Source organism: Halovibrio sp. HP20-59 (assembly GCF_033052795.2).
GTDB lineage: Bacteria > Pseudomonadota > Gammaproteobacteria > Pseudomonadales > Halomonadaceae > Vreelandella.
Map to the genome: position 1 here is coordinate 87,244 of NZ_JAWJUW020000003.1, position 14,183 is coordinate 101,426.

14 protein-coding genes and 1 riboswitch are annotated in these 14,183 nt (G+C 55.7%); of the genes, 8 read left to right on the forward strand and 6 right to left on the reverse strand.

Annotated features, from left to right (window positions below):
• The first annotated feature begins 41 nt into the window (after positions 1-41).
• Together RZA33_RS04600 and RZA33_RS04605 are read left to right on the forward strand one after the other, a co-directional pair.
• The gene (locus tag RZA33_RS04600) at positions 42-509 is read left to right on the forward strand and encodes a TspO/MBR family protein (RefSeq protein ID WP_317506675.1); all 468 of its coding nucleotides are present in this window, start codon (positions 42-44) and stop codon (positions 507-509) included.
• Between the two features lie 33 nt (positions 510-542).
• Positions 543-1,145 (forward strand): cell division protein ZipA C-terminal FtsZ-binding domain-containing protein, encoded by a 603-nt coding sequence (locus RZA33_RS04605; protein ID WP_317506676.1) that lies wholly within the window; start codon positions 543-545, stop codon positions 1,143-1,145.
• A gap of 45 nt (positions 1,146-1,190) precedes the next feature.
• Here RZA33_RS04605 and RZA33_RS04610 read toward each other — a convergent pair whose 3' ends face one another.
• The 3 genes from RZA33_RS04610 to RZA33_RS04620 all read right to left on the reverse strand — a co-directional run bounded on the left by RZA33_RS04610 (position 1,191) and on the right by RZA33_RS04620 (position 4,691).
• Positions 1,191-2,780, reverse strand: coding sequence for an ABC-F family ATPase (locus RZA33_RS04610; protein WP_317506677.1), 1,590 nt, complete (start codon positions 2,778-2,780; stop codon positions 1,191-1,193).
• Positions 2,781-2,864: 84 nt separating this feature from the next.
• Positions 2,865-3,731, reverse strand: coding sequence for a sirohydrochlorin chelatase (locus RZA33_RS04615; RefSeq protein ID WP_317506878.1), 867 nt, complete (start codon positions 3,729-3,731; stop codon positions 2,865-2,867).
• Between the two features lie 45 nt (positions 3,732-3,776).
• Positions 3,777-4,691, reverse strand: a complete 915-nt coding sequence (locus tag RZA33_RS04620; protein ID WP_317506678.1) for a histone deacetylase — start codon at positions 4,689-4,691, stop codon at positions 3,777-3,779.
• Between the two features lie 36 nt (positions 4,692-4,727).
• On the opposite strand from RZA33_RS04620, the gene RZA33_RS04625 reads away from it, so the two are divergent.
• Complete coding sequence (locus RZA33_RS04625) at positions 4,728-5,303, forward strand: gamma-glutamylcyclotransferase (protein WP_317506679.1); 576 nt, start codon at positions 4,728-4,730, stop codon at positions 5,301-5,303.
• Between the two features lie 11 nt (positions 5,304-5,314).
• Here RZA33_RS04625 and RZA33_RS04630 read toward each other — a convergent pair whose 3' ends face one another.
• Entirely contained in the window at positions 5,315-5,608 is a 294-nt protein-coding gene (locus RZA33_RS04630) for a hypothetical protein (RefSeq protein WP_317506879.1), read from the reverse strand.
• Between the two features lie 202 nt (positions 5,609-5,810).
• Between RZA33_RS04630 and RZA33_RS04635 the strand changes: the two genes are divergently transcribed.
• From RZA33_RS04635 to RZA33_RS04650, 4 genes are all read left to right on the forward strand, one after another.
• A complete protein-coding gene (locus RZA33_RS04635) occupies positions 5,811-7,484 on the forward strand; it encodes an isovaleryl-CoA dehydrogenase (protein WP_317506680.1) in 1,674 nt (557 codons plus the stop codon).
• Positions 7,485-7,587: 103 nt separating this feature from the next.
• Positions 7,588-7,683: riboswitch (glycine riboswitch) on the forward strand.
• A 20-nt stretch (positions 7,684-7,703) separates the two neighbouring features.
• Positions 7,704-9,101 carry a D-amino acid dehydrogenase gene (locus RZA33_RS04640; RefSeq protein ID WP_322976188.1) on the forward strand — a complete coding sequence of 466 codons (1,398 nt, stop codon included), beginning with the start codon at positions 7,704-7,706 and terminating at the stop codon, positions 9,099-9,101.
• Positions 9,102-9,202: 101 nt separating this feature from the next.
• Positions 9,203-9,367, forward strand: coding sequence for a TRAP transporter large permease subunit (locus RZA33_RS04645; protein ID WP_317506682.1), 165 nt, complete (start codon positions 9,203-9,205; stop codon positions 9,365-9,367).
• A 3-nt stretch (positions 9,368-9,370) separates the two neighbouring features.
• Positions 9,371-10,132, forward strand: coding sequence for a M15 family metallopeptidase (locus RZA33_RS04650; RefSeq protein ID WP_317506683.1), 762 nt, complete (start codon positions 9,371-9,373; stop codon positions 10,130-10,132).
• A gap of 345 nt (positions 10,133-10,477) precedes the next feature.
• On the opposite strand, the gene RZA33_RS04655 is transcribed toward RZA33_RS04650, so the two are convergent.
• Positions 10,478-10,612 (reverse strand): hypothetical protein, encoded by a 135-nt coding sequence (locus RZA33_RS04655; protein WP_317506684.1) that lies wholly within the window; start codon positions 10,610-10,612, stop codon positions 10,478-10,480.
• 238 nt (positions 10,613-10,850) lie between these two features.
• Between RZA33_RS04655 and RZA33_RS04660 the strand changes: the two genes are divergently transcribed.
• Positions 10,851-11,612 carry an SDR family NAD(P)-dependent oxidoreductase gene (locus RZA33_RS04660; protein WP_317506685.1) on the forward strand — a complete coding sequence of 254 codons (762 nt, stop codon included), beginning with the start codon at positions 10,851-10,853 and terminating at the stop codon, positions 11,610-11,612.
• Positions 11,613-11,941: 329 nt separating this feature from the next.
• Here RZA33_RS04660 and RZA33_RS04665 read toward each other — a convergent pair whose 3' ends face one another.
• Positions 11,942-14,077 carry a PhoX family phosphatase gene (locus RZA33_RS04665; protein WP_317506686.1) on the reverse strand — a complete coding sequence of 712 codons (2,136 nt, stop codon included), beginning with the start codon at positions 14,075-14,077 and terminating at the stop codon, positions 11,942-11,944.
• Between the last annotated feature and the right edge of the window lie 106 nt (positions 14,078-14,183).

A 14,183-nucleotide genomic window follows, 5' to 3' on the forward strand; every position in this document is an offset into this window, starting at 1 on the left:
TGTTAGGCTATTGATTCTTACGTTTGAAACACAGGTGATGAATGCTAAATTCGCTATTCGCGTTACTGGTATCGTTGGTGCTAGTAGGTATTACAGCCAGTACCGGGGCATGCTTTCGTCCCGATGGTTGGTACCGCACGCTCAGCAAACCCACCTGGACACCGCCGGATATTGCATTTCCCATTGCCTGGGGCATTCTCTATCTATTGATGGCTATCGCTGCATGGCGGCTTTATATGGCCGACGACTCGGCATGGCGCACAGCAAGCCTATGGGTATATGGCATTCAATTGGTGGCGAACGCAGCTTGGTCTTGGCTGTTTTTTGGTCGTAAACAAATCGCTGCGGCGCTTGGCGACATTGCGCTACTACTGATACTGATCATAGTGGCGATCATCCTATTTGCTAAGGTGAACAGCTTAGCGGCGTGGTTAATGGTGCCCTACGCGCTTTGGGTAGCACTGGCGCTAGCCCTCAATGCCTCTATTTTTCGGCTAAATAAAGCCTGAGCGCTGATTAAAAAAACAAAGGATTCTGAAAGTATGGATCGCACCACTACGATAATAATACTCGCCTTCGCATCGCTGGTATTAGCCGCAATGGCAACAGCGATATTTATTTATGTCATTGTGCCCTGGCGCCGCCGACGGCGCGCCGCGAAAGCGAAAGCCGCTGCTCCTCGTCCGGTAAACGTAGACAGCTCTGAAGAAGCTCAAGAACCTGACACCCATGCACCTTCAAAGCAAAATAAAAAAGTTAAGCAGCATTCGCTTTTTATAATCTTTGATCAGCCTAGTAAAGATTCAGACGAGCGCCTTACCCAGTGGCTAAGGGAGAAAGACGCCCACTACGACGCTCTCAAGAAAATATTTTTAATCGACGGCCAACAGCCGTCTAACCCCGTCACTATCGCCAACGCTTTTCCACCGGGGGAAATGCCTGACCTGCTGCGTGGGGAAAACCATGACCCCATCAAGGGTATTAGCTTATTAGTGAAACCACCCCTACGTAAGCGACGTAATCAACAAATGCATGTCTACGTAGAACTCGCCAAAGAGATGCAGACGGTGTTTCGCGGCAAAATGCTCAATGAGCAGCGCGAACCCGCCACCGACAGCAACTTTGAGAAAATTATCGGCGAGTAGGCTTGCAGTACTATTCTTACAAAGAACCATGCTAAAAAAACAGCGTTACACAACCCCCTGGCTGCGCAGGTAATCGTCATAGTTACCGCTGAAATCGACAATGCCTTCCGGCTGCATATCAATAATGCGCGTAGCGAGTGACGAGACGAACTCACGGTCGTGGCTCACAAACAGCAACGTGCCGGGATAGTTTTCCAAGGCCAGGTTCAGCGCTTCGATAGACTCCATATCCAGGTGGTTGGTGGGCTCATCCATCAGCATTACGTTGGGCTGAGTAAGGATTAACTTACCGAACAGCATGCGCCCCTGCTCACCGCCGGAAATCACCTTCACCGACTTGTCGATATCGTCGCTGGAAAACAGCATTCGACCTAGCGCACCGCGCACCACCTGCTCGCCGCCTTGGGTCCATGCCGACATCCACTCAAACAGTGTCGCGTCGACGGCAAAATCGGCGCTGTGATCCTGAGCAAAAACACCGACGTCCGCGGCTTCGGTCCACTTAACTTCGCCAGCATCTGGGTGCAACTCGCCCGCCAGGGTTTTAAGCAGCGTGGTTTTGCCAATGCCATTGGGGCCGATAATGGCAATTCGCTCCCCAGCTTCTACCGTCATGGAGAGACGTTCAAAAAGCGGTTTCTCGCCATTATAGCCCTTGGTAATACCATCCACATTGGCAGCGTTACGGTGGATTTTCTTGGCCTGATCAAAACGAATAAACGGACTAACGCGGCTGGATGGCTTAATGTCTTCCAGCTTGATTTTATCGATTTGACGCGCCCGCGACGTGGCCTGTTTGGCCTTTGAGGCGTTGGCGGAGAAACGGCTAACGAACTGCTGCAACTCGGCAATCTGGGCCTTTTTCTTGGCGTTATCCGAGTGCTGACGCTCACGAACGGCGGTAGCGGCGGTCATGTAATCATCGTAGTTACCCGGGAACAGGGTAATTTCGCCGTAATCCAGATCCGCCATATGCGTGCATACGCTATTAAGGAAGTGGCGGTCGTGGGAGATGATGATCATCGTACTGTTGCGCGCTTTAAGCATGTCTTCCAGCCAGCGGATAGTGTTGATATCCAGGTGGTTGGTAGGCTCATCGAGTAGTAGTACGTCTGGGTCAGAAAATAGCGCCTGGGCCAGTAGCACGCGCAGCTTCCAGCCGGGCGAAACGTCGCTCATTGGACCGGTGTGCTGTTCAATAGGAATGCCCAAGCCTAATAATAGCTCGCCTGCGCGGGGCTCAGCGGTGTAGCCATCCAGCTCGGCAAAGCGCACTTCCAGATCCGCAACGGCCATGCCGTCCTCTTCGCTCATTTCAGCAAGCGAGTAAATACGCTCACGCTCGGCAGCGACTGACCAGAGCTCAGCATTGCCCATGATAACGGTGTCGATGACGCGCTCGTTTTCAAACGCAAACTGATCTTGGCGCAGCTTACCCAGCCGCGTACTGCTGTCCAGCATCACCTGGCCGGAAGTGGGCTCCAAATCGCCACCGAGAATTTTCATAAAGGTGGACTTGCCGCAGCCGTTCGCGCCAATCAGGCCGTAGCGGTTGCCGTTATTAAATTTAACGGAGACATTTTCAAACAGGGGCTTGGCCCCAAACTGCATGGTGATATTGGCGGTTGCGATCACAAAAGGAGCCCGGTTAGCGTGTCATTGACAGTAATAGAAAGGCTCGCGATTCTACGCGCTATTGTGCAACGTTACACCCATTGCTTAGGACGGCGCGTCGCCAGGGGCCGGCAAGTCCAGCAGAAACCTTTCGCCATCAAGCGCTTGGCGCAGGCGAGTGTGCAGAATATCGACAATCCCCGGGTGCTCGCCCACCAGGGCGGTGGTGGTGACGGTCATGCCCGGATGGCGCTCGCGCGCGGCGTGGCAGATCTCCGCAATGTCCCCGCCTTCACCGGCATGACGCCCCGGCGAGAGAAACAGCATGGCCAGAATCACCGGCCCGGTATGGAAATCGGGCTTGGCCAGCAGGTGTTCGAGCAGCGGTTCGTTGAAGCGATATTCATCACCCTCGCGGCGCTCCATCGAGGCGGCGGCCACGCAGGTGGCGTCACTGCCTAGCAGCACGCTTAGCTGCCCGGCCAGGCGATTGCGTACCGCAGTCACCTCGGGAATCGGGCTGCCGTGATCCACCAGCGCGACGCGGGGCGTCGTCCCTGGGAGCCACTGCTCGCGGACGTTATCGGCCAGCAGTTTGGCCAGACGTAGGTCGTTATCGCCCAACTCATCGACCAGCGGCATGGCCACGCGCACCTTGACGTCGGGAAAGCGCGCCTGCAGCTCACCCATTCGTTCGGGCAGGTAGCCGGTCAGCGCCTTGCTGGAACCGAAGAAGAACGGCAGCACGATGATCTCGGTCGCCCCCTGTTCGGCACTGCGTTCAGCGGCCGGCCCCAGGGTGATCGCCTTGATATCATCGACTTGTTCAGCCGGAATTTTATTGGAATGCAACAACGAGGCCGCCTGCACGGTTTCGCCCAACAACTCGCTAAGCGAAGCTGCCACGCGGCGCAAGTTGCGCGTCGCTTGGGGCCGTAAGGAGCCGTTATCCACCAAAAAAATCGCGCGCATACTTGTCTCCGTTTCGGTCATGCCTGCCTCCTTCTCATTAGGCTACTAGCCGATGCGCTCAAGCACATCCGCCGCTGCTCGATGAAGCTGTGCGTGTCGGTCAGCCAGCAAAACAATATCACGGTCGTAACCACCGCCAATCACCGCGGCGACGGGAATACCTGCTTCGCGGCAGCAGGTCAGCACATAGGCATCCCGCGCGTAAAGCCCTTGGCTGCTAAGCGCTAAATAGCCCAAGCGGTCGTCACGATGCACATCCACGCCAGCATCGTAAAGCACCACGTCAGGCTGATAGGCCGCCAGCAGCCCTGGCAATCGCGATGCCAGCACCGCTAGGTAGGCCTCGTCTTCCATCCCATTGGGCAGGGCGACATCTAAATCGCTTTTGGCCTTGCGCGCGGGAAAGTTGCCGCCAGCATGCATGGAAAAGGTAAACACCCCCGAGACCCCTTCAAACATCCGTGCCGTGCCATCGCCTTGGTGAACATCGCAATCGACAATCAGCACCCGCTCCACCCAACCCAGGGCCAGTGCATGGGCCGCTGCCACGGCAAGGTCGTTGATTAAACAGTAACCACTTGCCGCATCGGCATGGGCGTGATGCGTGCCGCCGGCTGAATTGCAGGCAAGACCGCTCGCCAAAGCGGCTTCTAAGGTCATCAGCGTGCCACCGGTTTCTAGCCGTACGCGTTCAACTAACGCCTGAGACCACACAAACCCGCTGCGACGCTGGTCGGCCCGATTAAGCGCGCCGTGCAAAAAGGCATCCAGATAGGCGCGGGTATGCACGCGCGCCAAGGCGTCAATACTCGCGGGTTTTGGCGTTAGCCACTCAATGGGTGTCGCCAAAGACTGCTCACCGAGCCGTTGGCGAAGCACGCGAAATTTCTCCATCGGAAAGGGGTGGCTGGCTGGTAAATCAATCGTATAACCAGGATGATGGATAATCGTTAACGCCATTGCGCGCTGCCATTCGGGTAAACACCTAGATGCCTTATGTTGCTTGATACCACTGCTATAAACCAGCAAAGAAACTTCTTCGAAGGCCATGCGGCTATATGGTTATTCGGCTACGGCTCGCTGATCTGGAAGGCTGATTTTGCTTACTTAGAACGCCAGCCCGCCTACATTACCGGCTGGGCAAGGCGTTTTTGGCAAGGCTCCCACGACCACCGCGGCACACTGGAATCACCGGGGCGTGTCGCCACGTTAATTCGCGCCCAAGGCGCAGTGTGCCATGGCATGGCCTATCGCATTACGCCAGAAATACTGGCACCGTTAGATATACGTGAGAAGAACGGCTATTTGCGAGAAAAAGTACCGCTGACCTTTCTTGCCCATAATGGCAGAGAGGCCGGTCAGAGCGAGGGGCTTATTTATTTGGCCAGCGAAGACAACCCTGCTTTTCTTGGCGAGGCGCCACTTGCCGATATCGCCCAGCAAATTGCTAACGCCCATGGCCCCAGCGGCTCTAACCGCGAGTATTTGGTCAATCTAGCCAAGGCGCTACGCGAGCTAGGTGTGGAGGACGCGCATATTTTTGCGCTTGAGAAGCACTTGGAATCAGCCTGAACGACGCGCCTTTACATCATCAGCCACGAGAGAATAAACAGCCCCAGCAGGGTACGTAAAACACCGCCTATCAAAGATCCGCGCAGAAACGCACGCAAACCACCCCATAGAATCAACAGCCCAATCACTAAGACGGCAATGCTAAAAAACGAATCATTGATTCCCAGCGAACGGGTCAAGCCGTCGATGAAATCGCCGAATGCGGCGAAGAAGTTGGTAAAAATACCTAACAAAAAATCCACTACCACGCGGATGGCTTCGCCGATGGACTCGCCGGTTTCGTCAAAAAAGCCGTTTGCCTGCATTGCGTTTGCTTGCATCAATAGTATCCAAGGGTGAAATGATAAGCCCAGCATTGTCGGTCAAATAGGCTGGTTGAGCAAAGCAGAAGACGCTCCCCCTACTCTATGTATTCATCTATTAGCGTCCTCCCTGCCAAGCAACTACTATAATAGTTATAAAACGATCGTTTAAATAAATACAATTATCTGACATCAGGTTCTCGCCATGACGAATGACTACCCGCTTGCCGAACAACTTCAAGCCAGCACCCATCGAGTGGAAAACCAGCCGCCAACGCTGGAAAATTACAATAGCTACACCGCTGATCAAGCCCTTCAAGAGGGCGTCAAACGCGAAGGTGCCGCCGACGCCGACAAACGCCTACAATCGTTTGGCCAGTGGGCCGGTTCAGCCGAAGCCATTGCGCTCGGGTTTGAAGCCAATCACCACGCACCGCAGTTATTCACTCACGACCGGCAAGGGCATCGGGTCGACCTGGTCGAGTTTCACCCGGCCTATCATAAGCTCATGCAAACGGCGGTGGAGCAAGGCCTGCACGCCAGCCCCTGGCGCAGCCCTCAGCCAGGGGCGCACGTAGCCCGAGCCGCCAACTACTTTCTGCACACCCAGGTGGAAGCAGCGCACGGCTGCCCGATTACCATGACGTTCGCCGCCTTGCCAGCGCTGCGCCATCAACCCAACCTATTCGCCGAGTGGGGGGATAAAATCACCGCGCCTCATTACGATCCGCGCAACGTCCCTTATTTCGAGAAACAGGGCGTCACCCTTGGCATGGCGATGACCGAAAAGCAGGGCGGCTCCGATGTGCGCCTGAACACCACCCGCGCCTACCCGATTGATCAAGGCGGGCCGGGAGAAGCCTATGAACTGGTGGGGCATAAATGGTTTGTCTCGGCGCCCATGTGCGACGCCTTCTTGGTGCTCGCCCAGGCGCCCGGCGGCTTAAGCTGCTTTCTGTTGCCCCGCTGGCGGCCCGATGGCAGCAAAAACCCGCTGCATATTCAGCAGTTGAAACGCAAGATGGGCAACGTAGCGAATGCCTCCAGCGAGACCGAGCTGCGCGGCGCCTTTGCCTGGATGGTCGGCGAAGAGGGCCGCGGCGTACGCACTATCATTGAGATGGTCGCCATGACTCGCTACGACTGCATGATCGGCTCTGCGGCCGGAATGCGCCAGGCCACCGCCCAGGCCATTCACCACGCCTCACATCGGCAGGCCTTTGGTGCGCGCTTGAGCGAACAGCCGCTGATGCAAAATTTACTTGCGGACTTAGCGCTTGAGAGCGAAGCCGCCACTACCTTGATGCTACGTATGGCCCGGGCTATGGATCATCAAGACAACGAGCATGAGCGCCTGCTTTCTCGCATTGCTACCCCCGTCGGCAAGTACTGGATCTGTAAGCGCACGCCCCACCACGCCTACGAGGCAATGGAGGTGATTGGCGGAAGCGGCGTCATGGAGACTCATATCATGCCGCGCTTATTCCGCGAGTCCCCCATCAATGCCATCTGGGAAGGCAGCGGTAATGTGCAGTGCCTTGATATTCTACGCGCGATTGAAAAACAGCCCGAGGTGCTCGACGCCTACTTTGCCGAACTCGGCCTTTCACAGGGCGCCAATGGGCATCTTGACCGCTTTATTCACCAATTAAAGCGGGATATGCAGGATACTCAAGCACTTCAGTACCGTGCCCGCCAACTGGCAGACGGCATGGCTCTGGCGTTACAGGGCGCCCTGCTGGTACAGCATGCCCCCAGCTACGTTGCTGATGCGTTTTGCGCAGGAAGGCTTGCCAATCAAAACAGTCCGAATAGTGGCACGCTACCCACCGGGCTGGATTGCGCGGCGATCATCAAGCGCGCACAGCCTTTGGTATAAAGCCAGTGGAATAAGCGTTCATGACCTTGGTCGACTTCCGTGTTAAAAATGGTTACGTTTAAAATAGCGAATCACGTTTTATTAACAACTAATTATTAACAGCAAAGTAATAGCGGGAGAGATCAGCGCATCTGATGACGCTGGCGCCGAAGGAGCAACAACCCCGGAAACTCTCAGGCAACCGGACCGCTATCACACTCACTTTCCGAAGAGCGGCTGATGACTGCGTCACTCAGCCCACCGAAGGAGCAAGCGCACCCAGCGGTGCGTGAATCTCTCAGGTTCCATGACGGAAGGGGTACGCCCAGCAGCTACACCGTTAGGTGGGATTCCCGACGCTCATACAATCTGGAGAGAGTTATGCAACGCATTGCCGTTATTGGTGGTGGTATCACGGGTATTACCAGCGCCTACGCCCTGGCCAAACGTGGCTATGACGTTACCGTCTTTGAAAAGCATCGCTACGCGGCGATGGAGACATCGTTTGCCAACGGCGGTCAGCTGTCAGCCTCTAATGCCGAAGTGTGGAACCATTGGCCTACCGTCATCAAAGGCCTGCGCTGGATGTTCAAAAACGATGCTCCGCTGCTGGTTAACCCTCGCCCCAGCTGGCATAAGCTCAGCTGGTTCGGCGAGTTTATGGCCGCGATTCCCAAGTATGCCGACAACACGATAGAAACAACGCGCTTGGCTATTGCAGCACGCGAACATCTGTTTCAGTGGGCAAAGGACGAGCAGATCGGTTTCGACCTCAAGCAGAAAGGCATTCTGCATATCTACCGCGACAAAGCGGGCTATGACCACGCGGCCAAGGTGTCAAAACTGCTCAGCAAAGGCGGCCTGGAACGCCAACCGGTAACCCCTGAAGAGATGCGCGCTATCGAACCCACCCTGGCGGGCAATTACTACGGTGGCTTTTTCACCGAAAGCGATGCCACCGGCGATATTCATAAGTTTACCCATGGCTTGGCACAGGCCGCCGATCGCCGCGGCGTCACCTTTAAATATGGTCACAGCGTGCAGGATATCGGCGCCGATCAACAGCACGCCTGGATCACCGCCACGCTTGAAGGCGAGGCTAACGCTGAACCGGTGCGCGAAACCTTTGATAGCGTGGTGATCTGTGCAGGCGTAGGCAGCCGCGCCCTGGCCGCCAAACTGGGCGACCGCGTCAATGTCTACCCCGTAAAAGGCTACTCAATTACCGTGCAGCTTGACGACGAAGCCTCTCAACAGGCCGCCCCCACCGTTAGCCTGCTTGATGACGAAACCAAACTGGTGACCAGCCGCTTAGGCGACGAGCGTTTTCGAATCGCCGGCACCGCCGAGTTTAACGGTTATAACCGCGATATCCGCGACAATCGCATCCGCCCGCTGATCCGTTGGGTGGAAGAGTGCTTCCCCGGCGTCAGCACCCGCCGCGTGGTGCCCTGGGCAGGCCTGCGGCCAATGCTTCCCAATATGCTGCCCAAGGTCGGCCCCGGCAAATTACCCACGGTGTTCTACAATACCGGCCACGGCCACCTGGGCTGGACCCTTTCCGCCATCACCGCCGATATGCTCGCGGATGCGGTGGAGAATAGAAACAGCCGCGCTCAGCAAGCACCCAGCCGCTGAGCTAGTTGGCGGCCTCGGCGGCGATTAGCTGGCTACTCGCCTATGCGCAGATGCCGGCTCAGTTTGTTTCGCTGCTATCGCCCTAAGTGGACAATGGCATCGTGATCTTGCCCCTGCTTAGCGCCATCACTTTCATCACGGGCATGTCTATGGAGGAGGTATCGGCATTGATGCTCCTGACGCCGATCTTTGCGCCGGTGGCTATGGTGGATGGTATCGACCCGATACATCTGGGCGTCATCAATTTTGATAACCAGCTTGGATAACAAATGCCTTTGAGCACACTATTGAAGGCCTTACCGCCTATACCTAGCCACCCAGCCCCCTGCTGGGATCAGCTGCGCCGTGCGCCGATTGAAGATAACGGCGAGCGCCTGGTACCGATGAGCCTCGCCCCGGCACCGATCAGCGTGTTCCCCGCCTATGCTCGGCTGGGTATTCCAGGTGCGGTGCCGGATTGTTTCGTTCGTGAGGGGGTTTATCGGGCGCTACTCGCTGCAGCACGCAGCTTACCCGAGGGTATCGGGTTGATCGTACTAGATGGCTGGCGGCCATGGCGGGTGCAGCAGTACTTGTTTGATACCCTGCAAGAAGCCATCCACTACCACCATCCAGATCTCAGTGAAGCGGAGCTATTGGAGCGTACAAGAGAGTTTGTTTCGGTACCCAGCCGCGACCCTTTAGCCCCCAGCCCGCACCTCACCGGCGGTGCCGTCGATGTCACGCTCTGTGATGCCGATGGCCTGCCGCTGGATATGGGTACGTTGTTTGACGAGGCGCTACCGGCTTCTCACAGCGACTATTTTGAAAAGCTGGAAATGCTTACCACACAGCAACATAAGGCGCGGGACCACCGCCGCCTGCTGTATCACACCCTGCATCAACAAGGCTTCACTAACCTGCCCAGCGAATGGTGGCACTTCGATTATGGCGATCAATTATGGGCCTACTACGGGCAGCATGATCATGCGCAGTACGGCCCGGCAGAGCTAGATACCATAGAGAACCGCTGGCGCAGGCAGTTGGGGTAATGATCTAGCTAAGGGTATTCCTAGCGTGCGTGCAGGACGTTAACTACCTCAATACAGCCTGATGCTAAGCAGTAAGCCACAACATATAGTTAATGTGCACCACAGCTTCTTGGGTATCGACAACGCGACCGGGGCCATACAGGTAGGAAGCTGGGGGTAGCACCTCAGTCGCTTCTTCAATGGCTTGCACGCGCTCGCGGAACCAGCGTTTGGTAGCTATCTGCCTGCTCCTGAATTTCAAATTCGCTGACAATCGAGTCCAGTGGGGTCCTCATAAAGCGCCTCCTGTGTATGTTTATCTCAGCCTAGTGCAACGCTGCCCCATCTTTCAGCCTCGATGCCAAGTTAGCCAATCACCATCGGGTCTAAACTGCCTTGCTGCGCCCAGGAGTGGAACACATACTGACGGTCTAAGGTGTGTACGTAAGCATTATCCACATCGCTTTCAGGTGGATGTGAAGCGGCAATATTGGTATTCATAGCTGACACCCTAATTAATTCATTAAGAAATAGTGTGCTTGCCAGCCTAGTGAGTTCTACCGTTTAGGCTGTAGGGCCAGTCGTTACGTAGCAAAGGGACAGACGAGTGATGTCACAACGACAGCCACTAACTGGCTCTAAAGGCTTGAGCCAGCGTTGCTTACAGTAATGTAAAAACATGGCTCATCTCCTTTTAACTGTTTACTTTTAATTAATTGAATAACATGGAGAAATTGCAATGCCTAGCGTACTTATTACCGGAGCGACGTCAGGGTTTGGCAAAGCGGCTGCCCAGCGCTTTGCCAAAGCGGGCTGGTCGTTGATTTTAACCGGCCGCCGCCAGGAACGTTTAGATGCCCTGGAAAAAGAACTAAGTCAGCAAGTAAATGTGCTGACAATGCCGCTGGATGTCCGCGACAGTGACGCTGTTACGCAATCTATTAGCAACTTGCCGGAAGCGTTTTTGCCGCTGACGTGTTTAATCAATAATGCGGGGTTAGCCCTGGCACCGGAACCGGCGCAAAAGGTGGCGCTGGAGGATTGGCACACCATGATCGACACCAATATCACCGGTTTGGTCAACGTAACCCATGCAGCGTTGCCGCTACTGCTTAAAAACAGCGAAGGCGCGAGTATTCTTAACCTTGGCTCGGTAGCCGGGCAGTGGCCCTATCCGGGCGGGCATGTGTATGGTGCGTCGAAAGCCTTTGTTCAGCAGTTCAGCTACAACCTGCGCTGCGATCTGTTAGGTACTGGCGTGCGAGTGACTGACCTAGCGCCCGGCATGGCGGAAACCGAATTCACGCTGGTCAGAACCAGAGGCGATCAGGCCGCTTCGGATGCGCTTTACGAAGGCACCACGCCACTTCAGGCCGAGGACATTGCCGAGCAGCTTTATTACCTCGCGACACTGCCGCCGCATATCAATATTAATCGCTTGGAAATTATGCCGGTGCGTCAGGCTTGGGCACGGTTTGCGGTTGATCGCGATCAGGCTTAAACCTGTTTCGTTGATTTTAATAAACCACCCGTTGAAACATGATCGCGCCCTTTTTCTTTGGCTAGATAGAGGGCGTTGTCTACTAGCCCAGCCAATACCTTGCTGGCACACCATTGCCTGAACGCTTCATCAGCGCGACTTGATAATCCCCTAGCCGTGGCAGCGACTCGTTGTGGAGACGCTTGAGCAGGGGTCGAATCAAGCTTTTTGGAAAAGCCGTCACGGCTAGGTCAACCAAGCGTTAGAGGCTCGTCATCAAAAAAGCGTCGAACCTGGGTGGGTTCGACGCTTTGGTTATAGATGAGATAACGACTGGTTATACCTAGCTTTTACACCCCGACCGGGCCGCCGTCGCGCTTCTGAATAACAACGGTAGATGCCCGAGGGCGCACCTCGCCGCTCGTGGCGATAGTGGCATCTTGCACAAGTGCATCACCATCAGCGGGCCAGTTACCGGGGTGCTGAATATTAATAAACAGCGCGGTTTTATCCGGCGTGGCAAAAATACCGGTGACTTCGCAGCCGTTCGGCCCTACCGCAAAGCGCTTAAGTTGCTGCTGGTTGCTGCTGTTAATCACCGGGCCGGTTCCCTGAATGTCGTCTAGCCCATTAGGTACCACGGCAAGCAGCTGGTCGTTGGTGTACTCGGTTACCCCTTCATAACCGTTGTCGGTCTGAATCCAGAGGATACCCTGACCGTCTTCTCGCTCGTCGAACCAGAGCCCATCGGGGCTGGCGAACTGATTCATTTCTGTCAGGCCAGAGTGGTTATCCGCATCGTCAGCGGCCGCGCCAAACACAAACACCTCCCAAGTAAAGGCATTGGGCAACCGGCTTTCTCGCCAGCGAATAATATGCCCCGCTTCGTTATTGGCGCGAGGGTTGGCGGCATTGGTGGGCGCTAAATCGTAACCAACACCTACTTGTTCCAAGCGCTCACCGTTGTTGGTGTAGGTTGGCTGTGTATCTTCAGCGATGCGCTGTGAGTTATTGGTCAGGGTGAGATACACCTCGCCCGAGGCGGGATCAACAGAAGCCCACTCTGGGCGATCCATTGGCGTGGCGCCCAACAAATCCGCTGCATCGCAGGTATTGATGATGATACCTGCCGCATCGCCGTCTGCTAGCCCCAAGGCCGCCGCCAGCGTTCCGCCATCGCGCGTTTGAGCAGTGGGCGTTAGCGGCAGCCATTCGCCGCTGCCGTCAGCGTGGAAACGGGCCACATAGAGTGTGCCGTTATCCAAATATTTGTTGCCAATGGCAAGACGATCATACTCTTCACCTGGGCGGTTGGCATCGGCGGGATCCCAGGCAACATCAGAAACATACTTATATACGTACTCGTTGCGGGCATCGTGCCCCGAGTAGTAAACCACTGGCTGACCGGCTTCCAGTTTGCCTAACCAACACCCTTCATGGCGAAAACGCCCAAGTGCCGTACGCTTAACGGCCAAGGCATCACTGTAGGGATCGACTTCCACCTGGTAGCCGAACGTGCGTGCTTCGTTGCGGTAATCATCTTCAGCACGCTCGCCGCGCGGGGTAATATCGAAGCGAGCAAATTCATCATTCTGTTCGGAGGCATCGCCTGCCGAAGTATCCCAACCATAGCGGCTTTTATCGGTGGGAATACCAATCCGCGCATCGTCCTGGAAGCGTTCACCGCGGTTCACAAAGATATCGGGCCAGTTCTCTTCACAGGCAATATAGGTGCCCCAGGGCGTTACCCCGTTACCACAATTATTGTTGGTACCACGGGTTTGAGTGCCCGCTGGCGAAAAGCGCGTTTTAGCGTAGTCACTTCCCGCCACAGGGCCAGCCAGATCCATTTCCGTTGCGCTGGTAAAGCGGCGGTTATAGCGCGAGCCCAGTACATGCGCCCATTGGCCGTTGGCGTCTTTTTCAACCTCGACAATGGTAACACCGTGAGCATTGATCTCGGTGCGCGACTCCTCCGCCGGGCGTTCCCCCTCATCCGCGTTAGTGGGTCCGCCTTGGGACGCCCACAGGGCGGCTTGGTCGATATACTCATTGTTGAGCGCCAGCACAAAACGCCGTGAGGCGTTGTCGGTATCCAGGGCAAAACCGGCCATGCCGTCATGGTGCATGCCCACACTCTCCGCCTGACGCTCAGCGGTCATCGGCTGTTCGGGCTGCCAGGTAACATTTTGGTTCAGCGGCGTACCCCACGGCACCAAGACTTGTGCCACATAGCCTTCCGGCACCACCACGGCATCGGTACGTGAGCCATTAACCGCTTCAAACGCCAGCGTGAGCGGTGTTTTTTGTGACCCGTTTGAGGCAAGTGCCTGAGCGGCACCACCAAAACTAAGCATCGAGGCGGCCGCCACGCTCAAGCCACCGCGCATTACATCACGCCGGGATACATGGCGCGCCAATACCTCGGCAAAAGGTTGGTTGCCGCTGTGGTTAAACAGCCGATGATCTTCGATCTCTTTACTCATTTTGGTCTCCCCCTGATCGTTTGTAGGTCAACGATTGAACGTAAGGAGACACTAGAGAAGCTTAATGACAGCACGATGACGGAGTGCCTGCAGTTAGATGAAGAAC